This is a genomic window from Comamonas sp. BIGb0152 (assembly GCF_024809975.1).
Classification (GTDB): domain Bacteria; phylum Pseudomonadota; class Gammaproteobacteria; order Burkholderiales; family Burkholderiaceae_C; genus Comamonas.
In genome coordinates this window covers 64301-90434 of record NZ_JANUDY010000003.1, presented here as the reverse complement: position 1 = coordinate 90434, position 26134 = coordinate 64301, and the positions used below count along the sequence as shown (strand labels likewise).

Below are 26134 nucleotides of genomic sequence, written 5' to 3'. Positions count from 1 at the left end.
AAACTCCGTCTCAATGTTGGGCATGGTTGACGGCAATGGCCTCACCGTCCTGGTCTTCATAGTGCTGGCCCTTGGGCGTCAGCAGCCAGTAGAACAGACCGCCAAGCCCCGCCGCAATAAACCAGGAAAAGTGCGACACCGACTCCAGCGCCGGCAGGAAGGCGAACAGCAGCGCGATCAGGGCCGAGGGCACCAGGGCCTGGATGGCGCGGCGGTTGACGCCGTTTTGGTAATGGTAAGGGCCGTCGCGGTCATCGCTGTAGAGCGCAGGCACATGCACGCGCGCCTTGCGGATCAGCCAGTAGTCGGCCATCACGATGCCAAACAGCGGGCCCAGGAAGGAGCCCAGGCCGCCCAGGAAATACAGAATCACCAGCGGTGAATCGTAGAGGTTCCAGGGCAGGATCACAAAGCCGAGGATGGCGCTGACGAGGGCCGCGCGGCGGAAGTTGAGCTGGCGCGGCAGCAGGTTGGCCAGCGCCAGCGCCGGGGCCACAAAGTTGGCCATCAGGTTCACGGCGATGGTCAGGATCAGCAGCGACAGACTGGCCAGCACCAGCAGCGGCTTGTTCGGAATCTTCTCGACGATGTCGGTGGGGCTGAGGATCAGGGTGCCATCGATGGCCAGCTGGCCGCCGGTCAGAACGACGACGATCAGGCCAAAGATCAGCATGTTGATGGGGATGCCCCAGAAGTTGCCCTTGACCACGGCGCTGCGCGAGGTGGCACCCCGGGTGAAGTCACAGAAGTTGAGTACAAAGGTGCCATAGATGGCGACCCACAGTGAGGCCGCACCCATGATCTGCACCCACATTGCCGCGCCCGTGCTGGGCTTGGGGGCCGTCCACTGGATCTTGCCGCCCGAGCTGTAGAGCACCCAGCCGGCCAGTGCGATAAAGGTCACCAAAATCACCGGCCCGGCAAAGGCCTCGTACTTGCGGATGCTCTCCATGCCCCAGCAGGCAATCATGGTCTGCACCACCCACAGCAGGCTAAAGCTGATCCAGCCGAGCACCGGCAGGCCCAGCACCTGGTGCGCGAGCAGGGCTTGCAAGCTGGGGAACAGGGTGATCAAGAGCACATCGAGCACCTTGGAGGCCAGGTAGGTCTGGATGCCAAACCAGGCAATCGCCACACCGCCTCGGATCAAGGCCGGGATCTGCGCGCCCCGGGTGCCAAAGCTGATGCGGCTCATCACCGGAAAAGGCACGCCCGTCTTGGGGCCCATGAAGCCCGACAAGGTCAGCAGCACAAACAACAGTGCGGCGCCCATCATCAGCGCCGTCAGAATCTGCCAGCCGCCCAGGCCCAGCGCAAACAGACCGATGGCAAAGGCGTAGTTGCCCAGGCTGTGCACATCATTAGCCCAGAGCGTGAACAGGCTGTACGCGCCCCAGGAACGGCTGTCTTTCTTGGTGGGGGCCAGATCCTTGTTGTAGAGCGAAGGGCACACACCGGCCGGTAAATCGCCAGCCTCTGCGGGCCGCTGCTGGGCCGGGTTGAAGGCAAAGCCTGCGTTCTGGTCTGCTGCAAGATCGGTCATTGACATCCTCAGATTTGTCTCGCCATGGACACGCTCAACAGGCCTCAATGGCGCTGTTTTGTGTGCGGATATGCATACATTAAGTGTATACAAAGTGACCAAAAATGAACTAGGGCCAACCCTGGGTTGGTTCACATCCGCCGCAAAGTTGTGCAAGCTGAAGATAAACCACAGAGGACAGTCCCAATCAAATTGCCTCTTATGGTAGATTTAAACTATCTATCACCATTTTGCGATTGGAACTCGCATGTCCGGAAAGCCAGCAGCCCGCATCGATGACAAAGTCAAATACGCACGTGTCGTCACCGGCTCACGGACAGTCCTGATCGGCACCCAGGGCGGGGTGGCATGCTCGGTCTGCCCCGGCGGCAAGGCAGAGAGCAAAGAGGATGGCAAAGGGGTCGGCAACCCTGTTAATGCGCAGCTAGGCGCCAAGGTCTTGTCCGGGTCTTCTGACCTGGACTTTGCTTTGCCCGGCGCCATGCCTTTGGTCTGGCAGCGCCAGTACAGCAGCTACGTCAATGCGGAGCATGGCGGGCACTGCGGAGTGCTGGGTTATGGCTGGGGTTTGCCGATGGAGCTGCGCATCAAGGTGGAGGCAAGCGCCACTTTGCTGCATGACAGCCAAGGCCGCACGATCACCTTTGATGCGCTTTCCGCTGGGGAGTCCATCTATAGCCCCAGCGAAGATATCTGGCTGCTGCGCTCGGGCACGCATCCGGGCAATTTGTCTAACGATCTGGCCTCCATGACGGGAGCTGCCAAGTTTACCGAACCCGGTGCAGCAGATAGTTTTGAAGCCCCGCCGCCGCGCAGCCAGCAAGCGCCTTTGTGGTGGCGCGGGCGCTTCTCTTGGATCCGGCGCGATATGGCCTGCGGCGATTTGCTGATCCTGGCGGCGAACGGCAGCGGCGACACGATTTGGGTGTTTGCTCCCGCCAACTGGCAGGCGATTGAAGCGGCGCGCAAGGCGATAAAGGAGCAACTTGCCGCTGGCAAGTCGGTCACGGTGACCGAGCCGGAGGTCGATTCAAACTGGATCCTGCTGGGCAAGGTAGACCGCCTGGGCCGCTCCCAGCGCTACCACTGGTCCAAAGTTTTGGGTCAGGAGCGCATCACCGCGATCGACGATGGCGTGAGCCGGGGCTACCAGCTGCACTACACGCAGGCGATTGCGGCGCAGGATGCCCAACACTTTCACCATAAAGACGCTGATGAAGAACAGCACTTCTTCTGGCAAGCCGACAGCGGTGTGCGCCTGTCAAAGGTGGATCTGCGCCGCGACCCTTCCACCCCCATGTTGCAGACCGAGTCCATCACCTTGGTGCAGTACAGCTACAGCGACCAGGGCGACCTGACCTCCGTCACCAACCGCCACGGCCAAGTGGTGCGCCGCTTTGCCTGGCGCAACCATTTGATGGTCACGCACCAAGAGCGAAGTGGCCCTGAGCACAACTATGCATATGACCGCTATGAGCCAGGTGGCCAAGCAGTTGAGCAGCGTAACCAAGAAGGCTTGGACTACAAGTTTGACTACCAAGAGCTACCAGAGGTGGATGGCCAGCCGAGACGAGCTTGTGTCGTCACTGACAGTCTGGGCCGGGTAGACAAGTACATCTTCCAAGGCGAGGCTGGGCTGGCAAGGCTGGTGGAACATACCCGGCCTGATGGCAGCACCATCAAACGCAAATACAACCAGTACGGCCACCTCACAGAAGTCACCGATCCGCTGGGCCGCAGCGTATATATGGCCGTCAGCCCCATGGGCCAGCTGCTGGCAACGCAGGGCCCCGATGGCTCCCGCAGCAGCCAGCGCTTTGATGACACCAGCAACCTGCTGCAAAGCAGTACCGACGCAGCAGGCCGCACAACGCACTACGAATACGACTTCCACAATCGGATGACGCGGGTGACGCTCTCCGATGGCAGCAGTGAGCAGTACCACTACCCCGACATCACCGGCACCCCCACCGACCTGGCGATCCGCGCCAACGGCGACAAGCCCATCCGCATCACCGATGCCAACGGCCGCGACAAACATATCGCCTACACCCCCACCGGCCAGACCGCCAGCTACACCGACTGCTCGGGCCACAGCACCCATTACGAATACAACCGCTGGGGCCAGACCGAGGCGGTCACCAACGCGCTGGGCGAGCGGGTGGCCTACGAATACAACGAGCAGGACCAACTGCGCTCTGTTTACTACCCCGATGGGAGCACGGAGCACTACCAGTACGACGCCCAGGGCCAGGTGGTGGAAGTCAAAGCGGGGCGCCGAGATGACAGAGAAAGCAAAACTCCAGTCAGCACCACCGCCGCCAGTGTGCGCATGGCCTATGACCTATGGGGCCGCCTTACCAGCCGCAGCCACGCAGGCCAACATCTGGCCTTTGCCTACGATACCGCCGGGCGCCTGACACAGCTCACCAACGAGAACGGCGAACACACCCGCTTTGCTTGGGATGTAATGGACCGGCTCAGCCAGGAGACCGGCTTTGATGCGCGGGTGCAAAGCTACCAATACGATGCCGCTGGCCAGCTTACGCAGTCCGCAGACGGCTGGGCTGCAGAGCAAAGCTTGGCTACGCACATCAGCCACTACGAATGGACAGTGACTGGCCAACTCGCCGCCCGCCATCTGCCAGCGACGAACTTGTTGCCAGCTACGACGCAGCGGTATGAATGGGGCAAAGTAGGCGAGCTGCTGCAAGCAAGCGTGTTGCACCAAAGAGAAAACGACGGCGAAGGCCCAAGCCGCCATCGAGCCCAAGAAGGCATCTTGCAAAGCCAGGCAGTCATCGAACGCGATGCTGCAGGCCGGGTCGTTGGTGAAGTGCAGCGTTTGTACAAAGCTCCAACCTCAACCGCAGACCCAACAAACAACCCCTTCGCCTCTCCCGAGATCGAGTTCGAACACCGCATCACCCACCAGCTTGACTCCCTGGGCAACCGCCAAGGCAGCCAGCTGCAAGGCCTGGGCGAAGTAGGCTATTTGCTCTACGGCGCAGGCCACGTGCACGACATCACCTGGCAAGGCGAGAGCCTCGTCAACTTTGAGCGCGACGCGCTGCACCGAGAGATCCACCGCCAAGTCCTCACTGATATCAATAGCCAAACACCTGGCGAGAACACCGCCAAACCCCTCTACCGCAAGCTCGGCTGGGACGCAGCTGGGCGCATGGAAACCATGCAGTGGCTGGGCCTGGAGCAAGGCAGCGCGCTGGATGACATGCTCTCCATCCCAGGTGCATCCCAAGGCGGTGGCAATACCAGCCGCGTACCGCAAACCCTGCTAGGCGCCATGAGCGCCCGGCAGTACTACTACGACAGCCTGGGCCAGATGGTCGGTATGCGAAGCCATGCCGGCATCAGCCGCTTTGCCTACGACGCAGCGGGGCGCCTGACAGGCGCGCACACGCCCCATGCCGGATCACAGCGCTGGCAGTTTGACCCGGCAGGCAACCGCCTACCCATCGCAGGGCCCGAAACCCGGCCCACCGCAACAGACGCCATCACCGGCCAGCTCAACGAAACCGACCGCCTCAGAGCCCAGCAACGCGCCGCTGCACAAGCCAACCCCATCACCAAAGAGCAACTGCTGCGCAGAGATTTCAATCCCCTCCAAGCTGACCCAGACCCGACTCAAAATCAGCCGCTGCACACCAGCAAACGCTGGGCCGGCAACCGCGTGGCGTATTACGAAAACCAGGAAGACGCGAGCAGCGCAGGGGCAAAGATCCACTACCAATACGACAGCCGGGGCAACCGGGTGCAGAGTTTGGACGAGGCCACTGGCCGCAAGCTGGAGCTGGCGTATGACAGCGGCAATCAATTGGTGCAGGTAGTCGTCACAGAAAACGAAAAACAAACCGCCCAGCAGTATCGCTACGACGCCTTTGGACGGCGACTAGCCAAATACAACATGCCGGCCAACTCAGAATCAGGTGACTTAAGCGAAACAGACTACTTCGGCTGGGATGGCGACCGCCTTATCCACACCGAGCGCTTCAACAGCGCCAACGTCAAAGATGAATCCGGCGCAGCCCAACCCGAAGTCATCCACACCATCTATGAGCCAGGGTCGTTTACCCCACTCATCCAGCTGCGCAGAGCCAGCAAAGCCGAACCAGACCTGGGCGATCAACTGCTCGCCAATACCTCTCCGGGCGTGGTGCAAGACGCCCTGCGCAGCGCCCTGGCAGATATCAAGAACCTCAGCGCCACGCTGCCCCAGAACATCGCCTTTAAGTCCATGTCCAAGGATGTGCAGATCTTTATGCGTGAGCAGCTGCAGGAGTACGAGCAAACGGTGAGCGACCAACGCAAAGAAGCTGCACAAAAAGTCGAGATCCGCCACTACCTCTGCGACCACCTGGGAACGCCCAATGCGTTGATCAGTGAAGACAGCCGGCTGGACTGGGCGGTGCAATTAGACGCCTGGGGCAATGTGCGGGTGGAGCATAACCCGGGTGAGTTGTACCAGCCGATTCGGCTGCCGGGGCAGCATGCGGATGATGAAACTCGATTGCACTACAACAGGCACAGGTATTTCGACGGCAAGATTGGCTCCTACATATCAGATGATCCAATTGGCCTCAAAGGAGGTATTGCAAAAAAAACGTACGCTAATTTTAATCCGCTTCAATTGATTGATGCATTAGGATTAAAGTGGGAGATTGACCCGTACGGCAGAACTCCAGAAAGCCTAGGGCCAGGAATTAACACAATATTTTGCGATGGTGAAACAGCAAAAGTGTATGTGCAAGAGCTAAATCATGAACAATGCCAGTCAATTAAAAAAATGCACCGTTGAACATGAAATGTCTCACCTCGAAGATGCTATAAAAGCCAATGCAGATATATGCAAAGGTAATTCTGGCTCAGTAATTATTATCACGCATAGCAACTTCGATCGATTGAAATCTGAAGAACGAGCTTTTGCCCGAGAAATAGAGTGCCTCGAAAAAGAATCACAAGACTCCGCCCTCTCTGCATGCAAAAGCAGAAGCAATTCGAAGAAGGCCGCTACAGAATGGCAGTTGAAAAATAAGGTTCTAAAAGGAGACTATCCGTGAAATGGTTTTTTGGAATGTTGGCAATTATTCAAGCTGTGAATTCTTATGCATACACGCATCTTGACGTACGTCTAGAAAAATGCACGAAAGATCAAATAATAATTGAACAAGTAATTGCTAATAAATCAGATGAGTCGCTGTTTATCTATGAATTGGCGATGCCATGGTCTTCAGGGGATTTTGGGGTGCATTATAATATTTTTTATAAACAGAGTGGAGCTTATGTCAAAATAAGACAAGATTATTTTACTCAAAATTCCATGGAAATAATCGATTTAAAAAATAAAAAGATAAAAAAATCGATAGATATATCAAGATTTTTCGGGGGAATCCATGAAACTCGCGTAAACAAAGAGCTATTTGTCTACTGGACCTATTATTTAATCAATCAGGACTCGTCATACAAGAAAAAATTTGATGGTTTTTTCATAATCCCCCAAAATTGTGATCAATAAATGGGGCGGTCTCAGATCTGAGGTGCAATAGCAGAACCTCGGGTAATTTGCACAGATGAATGTACAAACACCCACTTGCAACGAAAGCAGCTGTGTTGCGCCTGACGGCGTTGACTGGCAATGGTGTCGATTCCCTGAATACAGTGACAGAAATGCGATCCATTCCTAAAGAGCTTGGCGCTTTTGGGGCCTTGCGCCGCTAAGCGCTGCGCAGCGTTTAGACTGCGGTCTCCCTTGGGGAGTAGCCTGCTTCCGCGCTGGAAGCGTCTTCGTCAACATACTCGGCATTTCTCATGCTGTGGCGCAGACATCCGTTCTTCGGTTGGCGAGACCATCGGCATGCCAGCGCGACTTGGGTCGGGCAGTGTTGGCGTGCCGTTGTGCTCATGCCCGACTGTCCTATAAGAACTCCCGATGAACGCTGCTTCCATCACCCTGTTGGCGCTAGCCATGTCTACCGATGCCTTTGCCGCCGCGATTGGCAAAGGATCAGCCCTTGTCAAACCCCGTTGGTCGGAGGCCTTGCGCACCGGCCTGATCTTTGGCGTGATCGAGGCCATCACGCCGCTGGTGGGCTGGGCGCTGGGCTATGCCGCTGCCGATTATGTGAAGGCCTGGGACCACTGGATTGCCTTTGTGCTGCTCTTGGTGCTGGGCGGGCGCATGGTGCTGGGTGCTTTTAAAAGCGCCGATGAGCCCGAGATGAGTAAACCGGCAAGGCATGGTTTTTGGCTGCTGGTGGCGACCGGCTTTGCCACCAGTATTGATGCGATGGCGGTAGGCGTGGGCCTGGCCTTTTTGGATGTGAATATCGCCGTGGTTGCACTGAGCATCGGCTTTGCCACGTTTGCGATGGTGACCTTGGGCGTCATGGTGGGGCGGTTGCTGAGCCATGTCACCGGCCGCTGGGCCGAGGCGGTGGGCGGCGTGGTGCTGATCGCCATTGGCTCGCTGATTCTGTACGAGCACATGGTTGCGGTGTAAGCCTGAAACCTGCTGCATCCAGCTAGCGGGTAAAGCAGGCCGGGTTAGCCATGCTGTAGGAGGCGATCCACAGGCGCAAAAAAGCCCCGCAGAGCGGGGCTAAATTGAGAGAAGCTAGCGGGCTTGCAATCGATGCGGGTGCCGGATTTTCAGTTCTGGCTCAACCGCTGGCAAGCTGCGCTGGTATCAGAAGCGGGCAGGTGCGCGCTTGCGGTCACGTTCGTCTTCAGGCCATACAGCAAACACTTCAGTCATTTCAGTCCTTTCACCTTTCTGGTGTAGATGGGTGTACAACGGGCCGGGGCGGGCGATTGTTGACAGGGCCTGCATAAAGTTTTGTGAACAACATCCAACAAAACGTACAAATCGGCTTTTTGCGTGGTCTGACACGGCATTGCACCGCGAAATCGCTATGATTTGCCACCGTATTGGATAGGGAGAGCGTAATGGCTGGTGCTGGTTTGTTGATGTTGCTCGATGATATTGCGACCTTGCTCGATGATGTGGCGCTGATGACCAAGACGGCGGCGGGCAAGAGCACGGCCATCCTGGACGATGTGGCCACGCAGACCAAGGTGGCAGTGCAGAAGACGGCGGGTGTGCTGGGCGATGACCTGGCGTTGAACGCTGAGCAGGTCACAGGCGTCAAGGCGAACCGGGAGTTGCCGGTGGTGTGGGCGGTGGCCAAGGGCTCGCTCAAGAACAAGGTCATCTTGGTGCCGGCCGCGCTGCTGATCAGTGCTTTTGCGCCTTGGTTGATCACGCCGCTGTTGATGATTGGTGGCGCTTTTCTGTGTTTTGAAGGGGTGGAGAAGGTGCTCAGCCTGTTCCACAAGCCCAAGCAGGCCCACGATGCCATCAAGGATTCGCAGCAGGCCGAGCAGATGGGCGTGGCGCCTTCGTCTGTGACGGCAGCCAGCGAGAAAAACATGGACCCGGTCGTCTATGAAAAAGCCAAGGTGGCGGGCGCGGTGCGTACCGATTTCATTTTGTCTGCAGAAATCATCGCCATTGCGCTGGGCACGGTGGCCAGCAAGCCGCTGTGGGAGCAGTTTGCGGTGCTGGTGGCGGTGGCACTCGCGATCACGGTCTTTGTCTACGGCCTGGTGGCCGGCATTGTGCGTATGGATGATGTGGGCATGTGGCTGATGCGTAAGACCAGCGCCGCAGCCCAGGCCTTGGGCCGGGGCCTGATTGCTTTTACGCCCTGGTTGATGCGCGGCTTGTCCATTGTGGGCACGGCGGCGATGTTCATGGTGGGCGGCAGCTTGCTGGTGCATGGCATCGGGCCCATCGAGCACTGGATTGAGAGCACCATTACGCCCATGGGTGGCGTGGTGGCCATGCTGGCGCCCACCTTGGTGCATGTGGTGGTGGGTGCAGCCATTGGCGGCCTGGTGGTGCTGGCAGTGGAGACCTGGCACAAGTTGCGCGGCCACTGAGTTGCCACCACCGGCTGATCGCTGCCTGCGGGTGGCGTACAGCATGCCATGCAAGGCGGCCTCGCAACAGCGGGCCGCCTTTTTTCATCGCTTGTTTTGTCGGGTTGATCTGGGTCAGGGCAGCCTGGTCCACATGGGAAGAAGATGCTGAACATGGACGGCAGACACGGGGCCGGTTCCGCAACTTTTCAATCCATGCGAGCAAGATCGCAGCGAGGGCAATGACGATGAAAAAAATGATGTTGGCAGCAGCCGCTGTTTGTGCAATGGCTTCGGGCGCAGCGATGGCGCAAGAAGCACAAAGCCCCTGGCAAGTGCGTGTGCGCGCGGTGCATCTGGACAGCGCAAACAAGGACTCCACCGGCCTGGGTCTGTCGATCAATGACAAGACCATTCCTGAAGTGGACGTGACCTATTTCTTCACGCCCAACATCGCGGCGGAATTGGTGCTGACCTACCCGCAAAAGCATGACCTGCGCTCCAACGGCGCCAAGATCGGCTCGCTCAAGCACCTGCCGCCCAGCCTGCTGGCGCAGTACCACTTCACCAATATGGGTGCCTTCAAGCCCTACCTGGGTGCCGGTGTGAACTACACACGCTTTTCGAACGTGAACTTTGCCCCTGCGGTAGAGGCGGCGCTTGATCCGTCGATCAAGAAGAACAGCTTTGGCCCGGCGCTGCAAATCGGCTTTGACTACATGCTCGACAAGCACTGGTCGATCAACGTGGACGTCAAGAAGGTCTACATCAAGACCGATGTGCGCTCGGCGGGCACCAAGGTGGGCACCTTCAAGGTCGATCCCTGGTTGCTGGGTGTGGGTGTGGGCTACCGTTTCTAAAGCGCTAAAGCCTTGATGCTCCCCATGCTGGGAGCACGATGACAAAGAGCCGCTTGTGGTTGCACAAGCGGCTCTTTTTTGCGTGGCGGGAAATCAGACTTTGGCCAGCGCCTGCTCCAGATCGGCCAGCAAGTCATCGACATGCTCGATACCGACGGACAGGCGCACCATGCCTTCGCTCACGCCAGCTTTTTCCAGCTCGGCGCTGTCGAGCTGGCGGTGCGTGGTCGATGCCGGGTGCGTGGCCAGCGATTTGGCATCGCCAATATTGACCAGGCGGGTGAACAGCTGCAGCGCATCCAGAAAACGGGCGCCGGCGGCGCGGCCTTCGCCATCGGCAGCGTTCAGGCTGAAGGACAGAATGCCTGAGGCGCGGCCGCCGGATTGCTTTTGCAGGATGGCATGGTCCGGGTGGTCGGGCAGGCCCGCGTAGCGCACCCAGGCGACCTTGGGGTGTTTTTGCAGGGTCTCGGCGATTTTCTGCGTGTTCTCGCAGATGCGGTCCATGCGCAGGGCCAGGGTTTCGATGCCTTGCAGAATCTGGAACGAATTTTGCGGTGAAATGGCCGCGCCCATATTGCGCAAGGGCACCACGCGGGCGCGGCCGATGTAGGCGGCAGGGCCTAACGCTTCGGTGTAGACCACGCCGTGGTAGCTCACATCGGGTTCGTTCAGGCGCTTGAAACGCGTCTTGTGCTCCGCCCAGGGGAATTTGCCGCTGTCGACGATGGCGCCGCCCACGCTGGTGCCATGGCCGCCCAGGTATTTGGTGAGCGAATGCACGACGATGTCGGCACCATGCTCGATGGGACGCAGCAGATAGGGCGAGGGCACGGTGTTGTCCACGATCAGCGGCACGCCATGGCGGTGGGCCACATCGGCCAGCGCGCGGATGTCGGTCACATTGCCCAGCGGGTTGCCGATGGATTCGATGAACACGGCCTTGGTCTTGTCATCGATCAGGGTGCCAAAGCTGGCTGGGTCGCGCGGGTCGGCAAAGCGCACCTCAATGCCTTGCTGCGGAAAGGTATGGGCAAACAGGTTGTAGGTGCCGCCATACAAGGTGCTGGCCGAGACGATGTTGTCACCCGCTTCTGCCAAAGTTTGGATGGCGGCGGTGATGGCTGCCATGCCCGATGCCAGGGCCAGCGCGGCCAGGCCGCCTTCGAGTGCCGCCACGCGCTTTTCCAGCACATCGGTGGTGGGGTTCATGATGCGGGTGTAGATATTGCCCGGCACCTTCAGGTCAAACAGGTCGGCGCCATGCTGCGCGCTGTCAAAAGCGTAGGCCACCGTTTGGTAGATGGGCACGGCCGCAGCCTTGGTGCTGGGGTCGGGCGAATAGCCTGCGTGAACGGCCAATGTCTCGATGCGCATGGTGTTGGAATCCTTGTGTGCTTGGCGGGAAAAATGTCTTCCCGTTGTAGCAGTTCTGCCCAAGGAACCAACGATTTTTTGGGTATGAGCTTATGAAGGATCAGAGCCAGGTGTTGACCGCCAACCCGCCCACCACCAGCCAGACAAAAAGCACCAGGGCTAGCAGCAAGGGCTTGATGCCGGCGGCCCGCACCGAGCGCACATGGGTGCTGAGCCCCAGTCCAGCCATGGCCATGGTGAGCAGGGCGTTGTCCCACTGCACGCCGATGGCCAGCGCCTGGGGAGGGATGATGCCCAGCGAATGGACGCCGGCCACCGCGACAAAGCCCAAGGCAAACCAGGGAATGGTGATCTGGCGTGCCTGCACCGGGCCCTTGGCCTGGTCTGCGCCAACGGATGCATCGCCGCCAGGGCGCTTGGCCAGCCACAGCGACAGCACAATCAGAAACGGGGCCAGCATCATCACCCGCACCATCTTGGCCACCACGGCGGTATCGGCTGCGCTGCTGCTGATGGCGCCGCCGGCAGCGACCACTTGCGCCACCTCATGCACGGTCGAGCCTACCCACAGGCCATAGCCGGCCTCGGTCATCTGCAAAGTAGGCACTAGCCATTGGTACAGCACCGGGTAGAGAAAAGTGCCCAAGGTGCCAAAGACGACCACGGTGGCGATGGCGACTGCCACATCGTCCGCCCGGGCCTTGGCCACGGGGGCGGTGGCCAGCACGGCCGCTGCGCCGCAGATGGCACTGCCGGCGCCAACCAGGATGCTGGTGCGCGCATCCAAGCCCAGCCAGCGCTGGCCCAGCCACTGCGCCAGCACAAAGGTGCTGCACAGCATCAGCGCATCGATCAATACGCCGGTGGCGCCGACGGCGGCGATGTCCTGGAAGGTCAGGCGCAGGCCGTACAGGATGATGCCCAGGCGCAGCAGCTGCTGCTTGGACAGGCCCACCCCGGCGGCTGCGGGGGCCTGTACCCAGCCGTACACGGTATTGCCCACCAGCATGCCAATGACGATGGCCAGGGTCAGCGCGCTCAGGCCATGGCTGGCAAACCAGGGCAGGGCCGCCAATTCGCTGGCCAGCCAGGCGATGGCGGCGCAGAGCAGCAGGCCGGGTACCAGGCGTTTGAGGCGTGCTAACCAGGGGCCGCTATGCAGCAGGGGCAGGGGAAATAGATGGGCGAGTGACATGGGGCATTCCAAGGCCTTGCAACAAGCCAGGGGTGGCGCGTGGCAGTGGCGATATGGCGTCACTATAGAAATTATTCTTATATCTGTATAACTAATTGTTTGATTATGATCTATCTATAAAATAGGTAGATAATTTTCCATCAACCCATACCAGGCTTTGCCGCCTCGCCATGCTCCATCTCAGTTTGCGCCAGTGGGAAGTCTTCTGTGCCATCGCCCGCAGTGGCAGCACGGTAGCGGCAGCGCAGGCTGTCGGCCTGTCGCAATCGGCCGTCAGCGCTGCCTTGCACCAGCTGGAGGCGGGCCTGGGTGCGCAGCTGTTTGCGCGCAGCGGCAAGCGCCTGGTGCTCAACGATCTGGGCCGCAGCCTCTGGCCCGAGGCCCAAGCGCTGCTGGAGCAAGCCTGGCGCCTGGAGCAGGCCACCCAGCACACGGAGCCCTCGGCGCCCGTGGTGCTGCGGCTGGCGGCCAGCACCACCATTGCCAACCATGTGCTGCCTGCCATCCTGGCGGACTTTATGCAGCGCTATGCCCAGGTGCGCTTTGAGGTGGTGATTGGCAATACCCGGGAGGTGGCCCAGGCGGTGGGCGAGGCCAGCGTGGACCTGGGCTTTATCGAAGGGGTGAGCCACTGGCCGGCGCTGGAGGCGCAGCCTTGGCGGGAGGACGAGCTGGTGCTGATCGCAGCGCCCAGTCATGCGCTGGTGGTCTTAGCAGGCCTCAGCCCCGTCACCCCCCAGCATCTGGCCGCTTGCCGCTGGCTGCTGCGCGAAGAGGGCTCTGGCACGCGCGAGGCGGTGGAATTCACCGTCCTCTCGCAGCTGCAGGCGTGGCCCGTTGCCGCCGTACTGGGGAGTTCTGAAGCCATCTGCACGGCCGTGGCGCGGGGAGCGGGTATCAGCTGCCTGTCGCGGGTCATCGCCAAGCCCTGGATCGAGCGGGGCGAGCTGGCCGTGCTGCACAGCCTGCTGCCACCGATGCGGCGCCAGTTTTCGCTGCTGCAGCGCCAGGGCAAGCAGCGATCGCCGCTGCTGCAGGCTTTGGTGCAGGCCTGCGAGGACGCTGCCTGAATCCCGCGCTTAACGAACGTGCTGCTTTTCGAGCTTGCGCGCCAACGTGCGGCGGTGCATGCCCAGGCGGCGTGCGGTCTCGGAGATGTTGAAACCCGTCTCGGCCAGGGTCTCGTGGATCTTTTCCCACTCCAGCGTCTTGATCGAGGTGGTGGCGGCGGTCAGGTCCACATCGATCGTCCCTTCCACCCGGCTGAAGGCCGCCTCGATGTCGTCGGTGTTGGACGGCTTGGCCAGGTAGTGGCAGGCGCCCAGCTTGATGGCCTCGACAGCGGTGGCAATGCTGGCGTAACCGGTGAGCACCACGATCAGCGCCTCGGGGTTTTGCGCATGCAGCAATTGCACGCAGGACAGGCCCGATGCATGGCCAGCCAGTTTGAGGTCCATCACCGCGTAGTGGGGCCGCTCGGTCTGCAGCAGTTGCGCCACTTCTTCTGCGCTGCTGGCATGCAGCACGCGGTAGCCTCGGCGCTCAAAGGAGCGGCGCAGGGTGCGGGCAAAGGCGTCATCGTCTTCAACCAGGAGTAAGAGGCGTTCTTGGGTTTGCGTCATGGTGGGGTTCATCATCCAGGGCGATGGAGGCCAGCGGCAAGCTGATGCGGACAACCGCGCCGCCGCCCAGGTGCTGCTCGCGGTTGCGGGCCTCGACATGGCCGCCCAGTGAGCGGGCCACATTCATCACCAAAAACAGGCCCAAGCCACCGCCGGGGCGCTGCTTGGTGGACTGGTAGGGCTTGCCCAGGTGGGCCAGGATCTCGCTCTTGAAACCCGGGCCGCTGTCGCTGACCTGCAGCACCAGCTGGGCATCGTCTTGCGCCGGGCATTCCACCACCAGCTGCACGAAGCCAGGTGAGGCCTCCAGCGCATTGTCGAGCACATTGAAAATCATCTGTTGCAACGAGGTATCCGAGATGATCGGAATATCGTGCGCCACCTGCTTGCGGTAGACAAAGTTGCCGGGCTGGCGGTGGCTTTGCCACTGCGCGGCGACCCGGTCCATGAAGGTAACCAAGGTGGTGCTTTGGGGCGCATCGCCACGTGTCTCTCCGGCCGACAGCAGCACGCCGGTGACGATGGATTTGCAGCGCTGCACTTGGTGCTCCATCTCGTGCAGATCGTCCATCAGCTCGCCATCTTGGGCGATGGAAGGCATGCGCTGCCAGTCGCCCAGAATCACGGCCAAAGTGGACAGCGGCGTGCCCAGCTCATGGGCTGCGCCGCTGGCCAGCAGGCCCATGCGCACAATGTGCTCTTCTTCTGCCGCCCGCTGGCGCAGGTCGGCCAGGCGCGCATCGCGCAGCTGCAGGTTGGACATGATGCGGTTGATGAAGGACACCAGCAAGATGGCGTTCAGCCCAAAGCTGATCAGCAGCCCCAGCAGGTACAGCGCATGCATGGCACCGCTGCGGTGGCTCATGATCTGCAGCGGCTGGTAGAAAAAGGCCAGCGCCACCGCGCAGCAGCCGGTGACGACCACGATGCCCCAGGCGTAAAACGGCTTGAGCAGCACGGCCCCGAGGGTGACCTGGAGCAGGAACAGGGTGATGAAGGGGTTGTTGGCGCCACCGCTGAGGTAGAGCTGCAGGCTCAGGGCGCCCACATCGGCAAGCAGGGCGACAAACAGGTCGCTCGACGAGATATCGTGCTGGCGCCAACGCAGCCACCAAACACAGATCAGGTTGGTGATGACCAGACCGGCCAGCACGGCCAGCATCTCGTACAGGGGCAGGTAGATATCGAATCCCCAGTGGACCAGCGAGATGGTGACCACCTGGCCCACCACCGCCAGCCAGCGCAGCTGGATGAGCAGCTGCATGTTCTGGCGGTCGGTGGTGTGGGTAACCTGGAAAGGGGAGGGGATGGACAGTGGCACTGTGCGATTGTGCCGCAGTCGGCAGGCCTTGGGCCTGCCAATGTTTCCCGCCCTAGTCGGCGTTGCGGCGCATGCGTACCAGCCAGGCAGCGCCTAGCACCATCAGTGCCAGCCCATACCAGGTCAGCGCATAGACCAGGTGGTTGTTGACAAAGCGGATTTGCGTGAGACCGGCACGTGGCCACTGCTGGCCTTGCAGATCGCTGGCGCTGCTGCGCTTTTGCTCGCCCACCAGGTCGGCGCTGCCATCGGGCAGGCCGGCATCGATGAAGAAGGGTGCCGCTTGCGTCAGGCCCTGGGCCTGGGCAATGGCCTGCACATCGCGGGAGAACCAGCGCTGGCTCTGCGGGTCGTTGTCGCGCAGAAAGCCGCCCTTGGGCTCGCTCGCGCGCAGCAGCCCCGTCACGCTGACATCACCCGCCGGTGTGCCAGCTGCCAGTTGCGGGCCGCCTGCCCAGTCGCGGCGCAGGGTATCGGGCACAAAACCGCGGTTGACCAGCACCTGGCTGCCATCGGCTAGCTGCAGCGGTGTGAGCACCCAAAACCCTGAGCCCAGCACCGTGGTGGCCTGGGTCAGCACGGTCTTGTCGGTCAGCCATTGGCCTTGCAGGCTGCTGGGCTGGTACTCCAGCGCCTTGGCATCCAGCTGTGGCCAGCTGGCCGGCGTGGGTACGGGCTGGGGGGCGCTGTGCACCCGGCGCTCAACCCGGTCGATGAGATCGAGCTTCCACTGCAGGCGGTAGACCTGCCAGGTGCCCAATGCGATGAAGCCCAAAAACAAGGCGATGCCCACGGTTGCGAGCATCGCCTGAATGAATCCGGAATGCGCGGGCTTGCCGGGCGCATTCCGTTGCGTTTCGTTGGTCAAAACAGCTTAGTGGTTGGTGTGGCCTTGGTTGGCAGCAGGGGCCTGCTGGGTCACGGCGGCCGGGTTGTGGTTGTGGCCGGGCATCATGTTGGTGTTCATGTGGTACATGACCCACAAGGTACCGGCCAGAGTCACCGCGACGAACACCAGGGTGAAGATGGTGGACATCAGGGTCCAGCCGCCTTCAACCTTGCCGTTCATGTGCAGGAAGTACACCATGTGCACGATGATCTGCACGACGGCAAAGAAGGCGATCACCACCACGGTGGTGGTACGGTTCTCGAACACATCGCCCATCACCACGGCAAAGGGGATGGCCGTCAGGATGATCGACAGGAAGAAGCCGATCATGTAGCCCGAGAAGGTGCTGTGCGGGCCGTCGTCATGACCGTGGTGGTCATCGTGGCCGTGCGCGGCGTGGTTATGTTGTGCGCTCATTTACAGCACTCCCATCAAATATACGAAGGAGAAAACGCCAATCCAGACCACGTCCAAGAAGTGCCAGAACATCGACAGGCACATCAGGCGGCGGTTGTTCTCGCGGGTCAGGCCGTGCTTGCCGATTTGCAGCAGCAGCACCACCAGCCACACCAGACCAAAGGTCACGTGCAGACCGTGGGTGCCCACCAGGGCAAAGAAGGCCGACATCGCAGCGCTGCTCTGCGGGCCAGCGCCCACATGGATCAGGTGGTGGAACTCATACAGTTCCACGCCCAGGAAACCAGCGCCAAACAGGCCGGTGATGATCAGCCAGACGACGGTGCCCTTGACCGAGCCCTTTTGCTTGGCCAGCATGGCAAAGCCGAAGGTGATGGACGACAGCAGCAGCAAGGCGGTATTGATGGCCACCAGGCTCAGGTCGAACAGCTCGGCACCACCGGCGCCGCCTGCGTAGTTGCGGCCCAGTGCGCCGTAGGTGGCAAAGAGGGCTGCAAAGATCAGGCAGTCGCTCATCAGGTAGAGCCAGAAGCCCAGAGCGGTGCCGTTTTCAACATGCGGCTCTTCCTTGAGGAAGTAGTCGCGGTTCGAGGCGCCGGGCGCCCGGGCGAGTGTGTTGTGATTAGACATGGCGGGCCAACAGTTCAGTACGTTCTTCTTCGGTGGCTGCTACCTGCGATGCAGGGATGTAGTAGTCACGCTTGTAGTTGAAGGTGTGGATGATCGAGACCAGGACGATGCCGGCAAAGCTGATGCCAGCGATCCACCACATGTGCCAGATCATGGCAAAACCAAACACCAGGGCAATCATCGAGATTACGAAACCGGCGCCCGTGTTCTTGGGCATGTGGATATCGCTGTAGTTGTCGAGCTTGCGCTTGAAACCGTGCTTCTTCATGTCCCACCAGGCATCGCTGTCATGCACCGCAGGGGTGAAGGCGAAGTTGTACTGGGGAGGGGGCGAAGAGGTGGCCCATTCCAGGGTACGGCCGTTCCAGCAGTCACCGGTCACGTCACGCAGCTGGTCACGCTTGAGGTAGCTGACGAACAACTGCACGAAGAAGCAGGCGATACCCAGGGCAATCAGCACCGCACCGAAGGCCGCGATGATGAACCAGATCTGCAGCGACGCGTCTTCATAGTGGTTGACGCGGCGGGTGACGCCCATCAGGCCCAGCACATACAGCGGCGTGAAGGCCACCCAGAAACCGACGAACCAGAACCAGAACGATGCCTTGCCCCAGAACTCGTCGAGGCGGTAGCCGAAGGCCTTGGGGTACCAGTAGTTGATACCGGCGAACACGGCAAACACGACACCACCGATGATCACGTTGTGGAAGTGGGCGATCAGGAACAGCGAGTTGTGCAGCACAAAGTCAGCAGGCGGCACGGCCAGCAGCACACCGGTCATACCACCGATGGTGAAGGTCAGCATGAAGCCCACGGTCCACAGCATAGGCACGGTGAACTTGATGCGGCCACGGTACATCGTGAACAGCCAGTTGAAGATCTTGGCGCCGGTCGGGATCGAGATGATCATCGTCGTGATGCCGAAGAAGGAGTTCACGCTGGCGCCGGAGCCCATGGTGAAGAAGTGGTGCAGCCACACCAGCCAGGACAGGATGGTGATACACACGGTCGCGTACACCATCGAGGTGTAGCCGAACAGGCGCTTGCGCGAGAAAGTCGCAACGATTTCAGAGAACACGCCAAACGCTGGCAGGATCAGGATGTAGACCTCAGGGTGGCCCCAGATCCAGATCAGGTTCACGTACAGCATGGGGTTGCCGCCCAGCTCGTTGGTGAAGAAGTTGGTGCCGACGTAGCGGTCCAGGGTCATCAGCACCAGCACAGCGGTCAGGATCGGGAAGGAAGCCACGATCAGCGCGTTGGTGCACAGCGAGGTCCAGGTGAAGATAGGCATCTTCATCAGGTTCATGCCAGGTGCGCGCATCTTGATGATGGTCACGATCAGGTTGATACCGGACAAGGTGGTCCCGACCCCGGCAATCTGCAGCGCCCAGATGTAGTAATCCAGACCCACGCCAGGGTGGTATTCACCCAGACCCGACAGTGCCAGCCAGCCCAGGGTGGAGAACTCACCGACGAACAGCGAAGCCATCACCAGCACGGCGCCGGAGGTGGTCATCCAGAAGCTGAAGTTGTTCAGGAACGGGAAGGCCACGTCACGTGCACCGATTTGCAGCGGCACCAGATAGTTCATCAGGCCGGTCACAAAAGGCATGGCCACGAAGAAGATCATGATCACGCCGTGGGCGGTGAAAATCTGGTCGTAGTGGTGCGGGGGCAGGTAGCCCATCGATTCACCCGCAGCCATGGCCTGCTGGCCGCGCATCATGATCGCATCGGCAAAGCCGCGCAGGAACATGACCAGGCCCAGGATCATGTACATGATGCCGATGTTCTTGTGGTCGATGGAGCAAATCCAGTTCTTCCACAGCGGACCCCAAAGCTTGAACTTGGTGATGCCGGCAAAGACGACGAGGCCGCCCAGGACCACGGCGATAAAGGTCCACAACACGATGGGCTCATGCACCATCGGTATGTCATTCCATGTCAGCCGCCCGAGGAGCGGGTCATGGCTTACGTTTGTAGCTACGGACATATTGAGTCTCTTTGAAAATTCTCGATGGGGTTACTGCGCCACGGGGGTGCCAGGGGCTTGCTCGCCCAGGGCGGCGACCACCGCAGGGGCATTGGCCACCGTGCAAACGTCGTCCTCAGGGATCAGCGAAACACTCTTGCCTGCAGCCGCGCGTGCCTTCATGTTGGCCATGGCATCCTTGGCCATGATCTCGTCCATGCACATCTTTCCGGCTTCCACGCAGCGGTTGAGCACAGCGTGGTAGAGGGTGTTGTCAACATTGCCGAACAGACGAACCGGATCGCGCTCGCTCGGTTTTTCCAAGGTCAGGTATTCGCTGCGGTCCAAGGTGGCGCCTTCGGTCTTGGCTTTTTGCACCCAGGCGTCGAAGTCACCATTGCTCAGGCCGTGGAACTTGAAAGTCATGCCGGCAAAGCCAGCGCCGCTGTAGTGCGAGCTCATGCCCTTGTACACGCCAGGCTTGTTGATCACGGCGTTCAGCTGCGTCTGCATCGAGGGCATGGCATAGATCATGCCGGCCAGATCAGGCACGTAGAAGGCGTTCATCGTGGTGGTCGCCGTCAGCTTGAAGCGGATGGGGCGATCCACAGGGGCTGCCAGCTCATTGATGGTGGCAATGCCTTGTTCGGGGTAAATGAACAGCCACTTCCAGTCCATCGCGACCACTTCGACTTCCAGCGGCTTGACGTCAGCGGCCAGAGGGCGGTTGGCGTCAATGCGGTCCAGAGGGCGGTAAGGGTCGAGCTTGTGGGTGTAAATCCAGGTGAGCGCGCCCAGGGCAATGATGATAAGCAGCGGTACCGACCAGATCACCAGCTCCAGCACGGTGGAGTGGTGCCACTCGGGATCGTAATCTGCAGGCTCATTGCTTTCGCGGTACTTGAACGCGAACAGCAAAATCAGCACGATCACTGGAACGATGATGATCAGCATCAGCAAGGTGGCGATGATCACCAGATTGCCGGACTGTGCCGCCACGTCTCCCGCAGGGTTGAGAACTACGGTATTACAGCCTGCAAGGCTGGCGGCAACCAGTAACGCCGCAACGAGCCGTGAGGGCCCGCGAAGTTTTTTCAGATCAGGCATGCGAAAGGGCACGGCAAGCGCGCTTAGGTATAAACATGGATTGCAAAATCCCCCCAAATGTAAATGCTAGAGGCAGGCCTGTCGATTGGACATTTTGTCCTACGCCCTCTCAGAAAGTACCCAGCTAGGCTCCTGGTAACGGTACGGTCTCAGCAGGCCGGTAACAGCTTGAGGAAGGAGCTTTTGTATGAGTAGTCTCGGTTACACAGCATCTCCTGTCGGCGGCACCCCCGGTGCTGATCCCGATGTCCGTGCCCATTCTGAAGAAGATGTAACACCTGGCGAGATCGCGGTCGGGGTGATTATCGGCCGTTCGTCAGAGTATTTTGATTTCTTCGTATTTGGCATAGCGGCCGTCTTGGTCTTTCCCAGCGTTTTCTTTCCTCATTTCTCGGCGCTAAACGGTACTTTGCTGTCATTTGCGGTGTTTTCGATCGCATTTGTCGCCCGCCCGGTAGGTACCGCCATCTCCATGGCCATTCAGCGCCGCTGGGGTCGTGCCGCCAAAATGACCGTCGCGCTGTTTTTGCTCGGTGTCGCCACCGTCGGCATCGCCTTTTTGCCCGGGTATGAGGTGCTGGGTCGCACCGCCATCTGGCTGCTGGCGCTGTTCCGCTTTGCCCAAGGCTTGGCGCTGGGCGGCTCCTGGGATGGCCTGCCCTCGCTGCTGGCAATGAACGCCCCGAGCAACCGCCGAGGCTGGTACGCGATGATTGGCCAACTGGGCGCCCCGCTGGGCTTTGTGCTCGCAGCCAGTCTGTTTGCCTATCTGTACACCGCCCTGTCAAAAGCCGAGTTCCTCGACTTTGGCTGGCGCTATCCGTTCTATGTTGCCTTTGCAGTCAACGTCGTGGCCTTGTTTGCGCGCCTGCAGCTGGTGATGGGCCAAACCTATACCCAGGCCATGCAGGAGCGTGAGCTGGAACCGGTCAGCGTCACCCGTCTGATCGACGAGGAAGGCAGCCACGTGGCAATCGGCGCTTTTGCCGCACTGGCCAGCTTTGCGCTGTTCCACCTGGTCACCGTGTTTCCGCTGTCCTGGATCTCGCTGTACTCGCCGCAACCCATCGTGCATGTGCTGATGGTGCAGATTCTGGGTGCCTTCTGTGCAGCGCTGGCTATTGTGGCCTCGGGCAAGCTGGCGGATCGCTTTGGCCGGCGCAACACCCTGGGCGCGATGGCGGTGCTGATTGCGCTGTTCAGCCTGGCCACACCCAAGCTGCTGTCCAGCGGCGTGACGGGCAACAACATCTTCATCATCGTCGGCTTTGTGCTGCTGGGCCTGTCTTATGGCCAGTCGTCCGGCACGGTCACGGCCAACTTCTCCACCCGCTTCCGTTACACGGGTGCCGCCCTGTCGACCGACATGGCCTGGCTGGTCGGCGCGGCCTTTGCACCGCTGGTGGCGCTGGGGCTGTCGGCCAAGTTCGGCCTGATCGCCGTGTGCCTGTACCTGCTGTCTGGCGCGGTCTGCACCTTGGTCGCCCTTGGTATCAACCGTGCGCTGGAATCGCGCGAGGGCGCGGAGTCCAGCGCCTGACTGTTTTTATCAAGGGACTGTTCATTGCGGACAGCCAGGCGGAGGATTGACCTTGGCGCCTGGGCCTTGGTGGAAAAAAAGCTGCAGAGCGAAGGTTCTGCAGCTTTTCCGTTTTTTGGTGCCGGTCAATACGCTCAGCTACGAACCACCGCCGGCCGGCTGCGGTAGAACTGCATCGGAAACTCCTGCATCTCCTTGGCATGCTGGTTGATGACCGAGCGCTTCATCTTGCCCACCACATGCATCTCGCAGGGCTTGCAGTCAAAGCGCAGGGTCAGCTTTTCCTTGCCATTGATCAGCTGCAGTGGCTCGGCCTTGATAGTGCCCTTGACGCCGATGACACCCTTGGCCTGCTTGGGGCACAGGCTCATCGAAAAGCGCACGCAGTGCTTGGTGATCATCAGCGAGACTTCGCCTTCTTCTTCCTTGCTCTCGTAAGCTGCGTCGATCACCTTCACGCCGTGCTTCACATAGAAGTCATGCGCCTTTTGGTTGAACACATTGGACAAATAGCTCAGCGTGTCTTCCGGGAAGGGCGCAGGCGGCTCCACTGGCAGCGCGCGTGGCAGGCGCACAAAGCCGGCTTCGCGGGCAGCTTCCAGCGCGGCCACGGCATCACGGCGCAGCTGGTTCAGCGCGGAGGCTGGGATGAACCATGGCTGGTCCAGCTGCAGGCTGATGTCATGCACCGAGAAGATGGTGGCGCCAAAGCGGCCCAGCTGCTCACGCAAGCTGGCCTCAGCCCGCGCGCTGTCGGTGGCGGGCTGGTGCGCCTGCACCAGGTTGGCGCTGCCGACAAAGCCGTCATCGTCGGTCAAGGTCAGCGCAAAGCCATCCACAGTCTGGCCGAGCTGGGCCCAGAGGCCAATGCGCCGCTCGCTCGATTTTTTGTCGAGTGTGCGCACCCAGTCCATGTCACGGTTGCGGTTCACTTCCAGGCCCTTGCGCAGGTCCTTGAAGCCAGCGACCGGGTCCTTGGGGAACACGCGCCACAGCGATTGCTTCGCATCCACCGATTCGGCGCGGTTGATCTGCATGCCGACCAGCTCTTTTTGCAGGTCGTAGTAGCACAGGCCATCGCCGTTGTGCAGCACGGTGTCGCGGCTGGAGGTTTCGAGCTCGACAAAGTTCTCGCCCACCTTGGTGACCCAGCCGATCGCGCGGCCCGGGGTCTTGGGGGTGTCAAAGGCGCCGATATCGTCCTTGCGGCCGTTGACGAAGTAATCGGTGAACTCGCGGTTGAAGTTCTGGTCCGGATCCGGCGTGAAGCTGAAGCTGGTGTGGCCTGAAGACGAGCGCGCCAGTGGCGCGTCAGAAAACTCGCGCTCTTCGATGATCTCGTCGAGCAGCTTGCGGTAGTGGGCGGTGATGTTTTTCACATAGCCCATGTCCTTGTAGCGCCCCTCGATCTTGAAGCTGCGCACCCCGGCATCGATCAGTGCGCGCAGGTTGTCGCTCTGGTTGTTGTCCTTCATCGACAGCACATGCTTTTCATGCGCAATGATGCGGCCCTGGGCGTCCAGCACCTCGTAGGGCAGACGGCAGGCCTGGTTGCAATCGCCCCGGTTGGCGCTGCGGCCGGTGTGGGCATGGGTGATGTAGCACTGGCCCGAGTAGGCCACGCACAGCGCGCCATGCACGAAGAACTCAATCGTCGTGCGGGCCGGGTCGGTGGCCGCACGCACGGCGGCAATCTGCTTCAAATCCAGCTCACGCGCCACCACGATCTGCGACAGGCCGGCGTCTTGCAAAAAGCGGGCTTTCTCAGGCGTGCGGATATCGCTTTGGGTGGAGGCATGCAGCTGGATCGGGGGCAGGTCCAGCTCCAGCAGGCCCATGTCCTGGATGATCAGCGCGTCGGCGCCGGCCTCGTAGACCTGCCAGGCCATCTGGCGCGCGCCTTCGAGTTCGTCATCGCGCAAGATAGTGTTGAGCGTGATGAAGATGCGGCTGCCAAAGCGGTGTGCATGCGCTATCAGGCGCTCCAGATCACGGATGTCATTGCCCGCCGTGGCGCGCGCGCCAAAGGCCGGGCCACCGATGTAGACGGCATCAGCGCCATGGTTGATGGCTTCAATCCCGATATCGGCATCGCGGGCCGGGGAGAGCAGTTCGAGCTGGTGGGGCAGGAGGGACATGGGGGCGGATTATCTCAGGTCGCTGCGAGATGGCTGCTGCGCTGGGAGATAAGCTGACTGCGGTGCCAGCCCAAGTCCCATTCAAGCGCTTCAGCCTCGGTTCAGCTGCGCGGGCTAAATGTGCGCGGAAACACCACCGGCGCACTGCGGTCGGCCAGGCGGTAGCCCATGGCCGGGCGGTTGGACGGCCCCTCGACATGCCCGGCCTCGCGCAGAAACTGCGCTGCCAGCATGCGGGTGCGAAAGCCGCTCTTGTCCACGGGCCGGCCCAGCACCGTCTCGTAGACCTGCTGGAGCTGGGGCAGGGTGAAGGGCTCGGGCAGCAAAAAGGCGGGCAGCGAGGTGTACTCGACCTTGCCGCGCAGGCGCTCGACTGCGGCGCGCAGAATCTCGCTGTGGTCAAAGGCCAGATGGGGCTGTGCGCAGAGGGTATCGACCTCGAACCAGGCCACGTCAGCCGCATTAGCGCCTTTGGCCAAGGTCAGCCGCTGTGCAGCAATCAGGGCAAAGTAGACATGCGTGGCAGACCAGCCACGCGGGTCACGGTCATGGCCGCCCCAGCTGCCCAACTGCTCCAAGTAAGGACTGGCCACGTTGGTTTTTTCGCGTAGCTTACGGTTGGCGCAGGCCTGCAGATCGATGTCCTGTGCCACATCGACAAATCCCCCCGGGAGCGCCCACAGACCGGGAAAGGGCTCGGTGCCCTCTGCCGGGCGTTGCACCAGCAACACCTTCAAAGCGCCTTCCACCACGCTGAAGATCACTACATCCACTGTTGTGTAAGGGCGTACAAAATCAGTGCGGTTGTGGCTGGCAGCGGCGGAGGCCATAGAAAAACCTTGACGGATGAAAAAGCAAGTTGTATTGTACAACTCATGTAAGTTGCTCAATACAACTTACGTCTCGAAAGGACCTGTCGGGCGGGAAGCCTGCACTTTTACTCCAGATATATAACAACAAGAAAGATTGACGATGACCATCGATACCGAACCCTACTGCCAGCAGCTGCGTCAGTGGCCAGCAGCGGGCCAACACATTCTCGCCAGCTACGACGACCATAGCATCGTGGTCTACCAGGCCTACCGGGCCTCGATTGCGCGCCACGCGCTGGAGCATGGCTTCCTCGGCGGGCCGGATTTCAGCTTTTCCCGCATGAGCTGGATCAAGCCCAATTTTTTGTGGATGATGTACCGCAGTGCCTGGGGCACCCAGCCCGGGCAGGAATATGTGCTGGGCCTGCGCATTCGACGCGCATTTTTTGATGGATTGCTGCGCGCAGCCGTGCCATCGAGCTTCACTTCAGCTGGCTTTGCCACAGTGCAGGATTGGCAGGCTGCGGTGCAGACCTCTGAGGTGCGCCTGCAGTGGGATCCTGACCATGCGCCAAGCGGTGCCAAGTGCGAGCGCAGGGCGGTGCAGCTGGGGCTGCGCGGGCAGACCCTGAGTGCCCTGGCCACCGAGCAGTTGCTGGAAGTCATCGACATGAACCCCTTTGTTGCAGAGCAGCGCCTTCATGCGCGGGATGATTCCCTGGCACTGTTGACGCCGCGCGAGCGTGTCTATGAACCCGTGGAAGCCTGAG

At 60.5% G+C, this 26134-nt stretch carries 21 protein-coding genes; 9 read left to right on the top strand and 12 right to left on the bottom strand.

Annotated elements, in window-relative coordinates:
• Positions 1-10: 10 nt before the first annotated feature.
• Complete coding sequence (locus tag M2375_RS07320; RefSeq protein WP_259164904.1) at positions 11-1543, bottom strand: NCS1 family nucleobase:cation symporter-1; 1533 nt, start codon at positions 1541-1543, stop codon at positions 11-13.
• A gap of 247 nt (positions 1544-1790) precedes the next feature.
• Here M2375_RS07320 and M2375_RS07315 point away from each other — a divergent pair, with 247 nt between their 5' ends.
• From M2375_RS07315 to M2375_RS07290, 6 genes are all read left to right on the top strand, one after another.
• Positions 1791-6359, top strand: coding sequence for an RHS repeat-associated core domain-containing protein (locus M2375_RS07315; RefSeq protein ID WP_259164903.1), 4569 nt, complete (start codon positions 1791-1793; stop codon positions 6357-6359).
• Complete coding sequence (locus M2375_RS07310; protein WP_259164902.1) at positions 6322-6621, top strand: hypothetical protein; 300 nt, start codon at positions 6322-6324, stop codon at positions 6619-6621. The genes M2375_RS07315 and M2375_RS07310 overlap by 38 nt, the downstream gene beginning before the upstream one ends.
• Complete coding sequence (locus tag M2375_RS07305) at positions 6618-7076, top strand: hypothetical protein (RefSeq protein ID WP_259164901.1); 459 nt, start codon at positions 6618-6620, stop codon at positions 7074-7076. Before M2375_RS07310 ends, M2375_RS07305 begins: the two co-directional genes overlap by 4 nt.
• A 414-nt stretch (positions 7077-7490) precedes the next feature.
• Positions 7491-8060: a manganese efflux pump MntP gene (mntP, locus tag M2375_RS07300; RefSeq protein ID WP_259164900.1), complete on the top strand. Its 570-nt coding sequence runs from the start codon at positions 7491-7493 to the stop codon at positions 8058-8060.
• 446 nt (positions 8061-8506) lie between these two features.
• Positions 8507-9502, top strand: coding sequence for a DUF808 domain-containing protein (locus tag M2375_RS07295; protein WP_259164899.1), 996 nt, complete (start codon positions 8507-8509; stop codon positions 9500-9502).
• 227 nt (positions 9503-9729) lie between these two features.
• Positions 9730-10341, top strand: coding sequence for an OmpW family protein (locus tag M2375_RS07290; RefSeq protein ID WP_259164897.1), 612 nt, complete (start codon positions 9730-9732; stop codon positions 10339-10341).
• Between the two features lie 93 nt (positions 10342-10434).
• Here the strand turns inward: M2375_RS07290 and M2375_RS07285 are convergent, their stop codons facing one another.
• Together M2375_RS07285 and M2375_RS07280 are read right to left on the bottom strand one after the other, a co-directional pair.
• Entirely contained in the window at positions 10435-11718 is a 1284-nt protein-coding gene (locus M2375_RS07285) for an O-acetylhomoserine aminocarboxypropyltransferase/cysteine synthase family protein (RefSeq protein WP_259164896.1), read from the bottom strand.
• Positions 11719-11818: 100 nt separating this feature from the next.
• Positions 11819-12913: a YeiH family protein gene (locus M2375_RS07280; protein WP_259164895.1), complete on the bottom strand. Its 1095-nt coding sequence runs from the start codon at positions 12911-12913 to the stop codon at positions 11819-11821.
• A 170-nt stretch (positions 12914-13083) separates the two neighbouring features.
• Between M2375_RS07280 and M2375_RS07275 the strand changes: the two genes are divergently transcribed.
• Positions 13084-13983, top strand: coding sequence for a LysR family transcriptional regulator (locus tag M2375_RS07275; protein ID WP_259164894.1), 900 nt, complete (start codon positions 13084-13086; stop codon positions 13981-13983).
• Between the two features lie 9 nt (positions 13984-13992).
• Here the strand turns inward: M2375_RS07275 and M2375_RS07270 are convergent, their stop codons facing one another.
• From M2375_RS07270 to cyoA, 7 genes are all read right to left on the bottom strand, one after another.
• Positions 13993-14535, bottom strand: a complete 543-nt coding sequence (locus M2375_RS07270) for a response regulator transcription factor (protein ID WP_259164893.1) — start codon at positions 14533-14535, stop codon at positions 13993-13995.
• A complete protein-coding gene (locus M2375_RS07265) occupies positions 14498-15856 on the bottom strand; it encodes an ATP-binding protein (RefSeq protein WP_259164892.1) in 1359 nt (452 codons plus the stop codon). Before M2375_RS07265 ends, M2375_RS07270 begins: the two co-directional genes overlap by 38 nt.
• Before the next feature lie 52 nt (positions 15857-15908).
• The gene (locus M2375_RS07260; RefSeq protein ID WP_259165334.1) at positions 15909-16661 is read right to left on the bottom strand and encodes an SURF1 family protein; all 753 of its coding nucleotides are present in this window, start codon (positions 16659-16661) and stop codon (positions 15909-15911) included.
• Positions 16662-16730: 69 nt separating this feature from the next.
• On the bottom strand, positions 16731-17162 hold the full coding sequence (gene cyoD, locus M2375_RS07255; protein WP_259164890.1) for a cytochrome o ubiquinol oxidase subunit IV: 432 nt from the start codon (positions 17160-17162) through the stop codon (positions 16731-16733).
• Complete coding sequence (gene cyoC, locus M2375_RS07250; RefSeq protein ID WP_259164889.1) at positions 17163-17792, bottom strand: cytochrome o ubiquinol oxidase subunit III; 630 nt, start codon at positions 17790-17792, stop codon at positions 17163-17165.
• The gene (gene cyoB / locus M2375_RS07245) at positions 17785-19788 is read right to left on the bottom strand and encodes a cytochrome o ubiquinol oxidase subunit I (RefSeq protein ID WP_259164888.1); all 2004 of its coding nucleotides are present in this window, start codon (positions 19786-19788) and stop codon (positions 17785-17787) included. The genes cyoC and cyoB overlap by 8 nt, the downstream gene beginning before the upstream one ends.
• A gap of 30 nt (positions 19789-19818) precedes the next feature.
• The gene (gene cyoA / locus M2375_RS07240) at positions 19819-20874 is read right to left on the bottom strand and encodes a ubiquinol oxidase subunit II (protein WP_259165333.1); all 1056 of its coding nucleotides are present in this window, start codon (positions 20872-20874) and stop codon (positions 19819-19821) included.
• Between the two features lie 187 nt (positions 20875-21061).
• On the opposite strand from cyoA, the gene M2375_RS07235 reads away from it, so the two are divergent.
• Positions 21062-22414, top strand: coding sequence for an MFS transporter (locus tag M2375_RS07235; RefSeq protein ID WP_259164887.1), 1353 nt, complete (start codon positions 21062-21064; stop codon positions 22412-22414).
• Positions 22415-22548: 134 nt separating this feature from the next.
• Here M2375_RS07235 and M2375_RS07230 read toward each other — a convergent pair whose 3' ends face one another.
• Positions 22549-24552: a U32 family peptidase gene (locus M2375_RS07230; RefSeq protein WP_259164886.1), complete on the bottom strand. Its 2004-nt coding sequence runs from the start codon at positions 24550-24552 to the stop codon at positions 22549-22551.
• 101 nt (positions 24553-24653) lie between these two features.
• On the bottom strand, positions 24654-25382 hold the full coding sequence (locus M2375_RS07225) for an NUDIX hydrolase (RefSeq protein WP_259164885.1): 729 nt from the start codon (positions 25380-25382) through the stop codon (positions 24654-24656).
• A gap of 142 nt (positions 25383-25524) precedes the next feature.
• On the opposite strand from M2375_RS07225, the gene M2375_RS07220 reads away from it, so the two are divergent.
• Positions 25525-26133, top strand: a complete 609-nt coding sequence (locus M2375_RS07220; RefSeq protein WP_259164883.1) for a DUF4291 domain-containing protein — start codon at positions 25525-25527, stop codon at positions 26131-26133.
• The last annotated feature ends 1 nt before the right edge of the window (position 26134 follow it).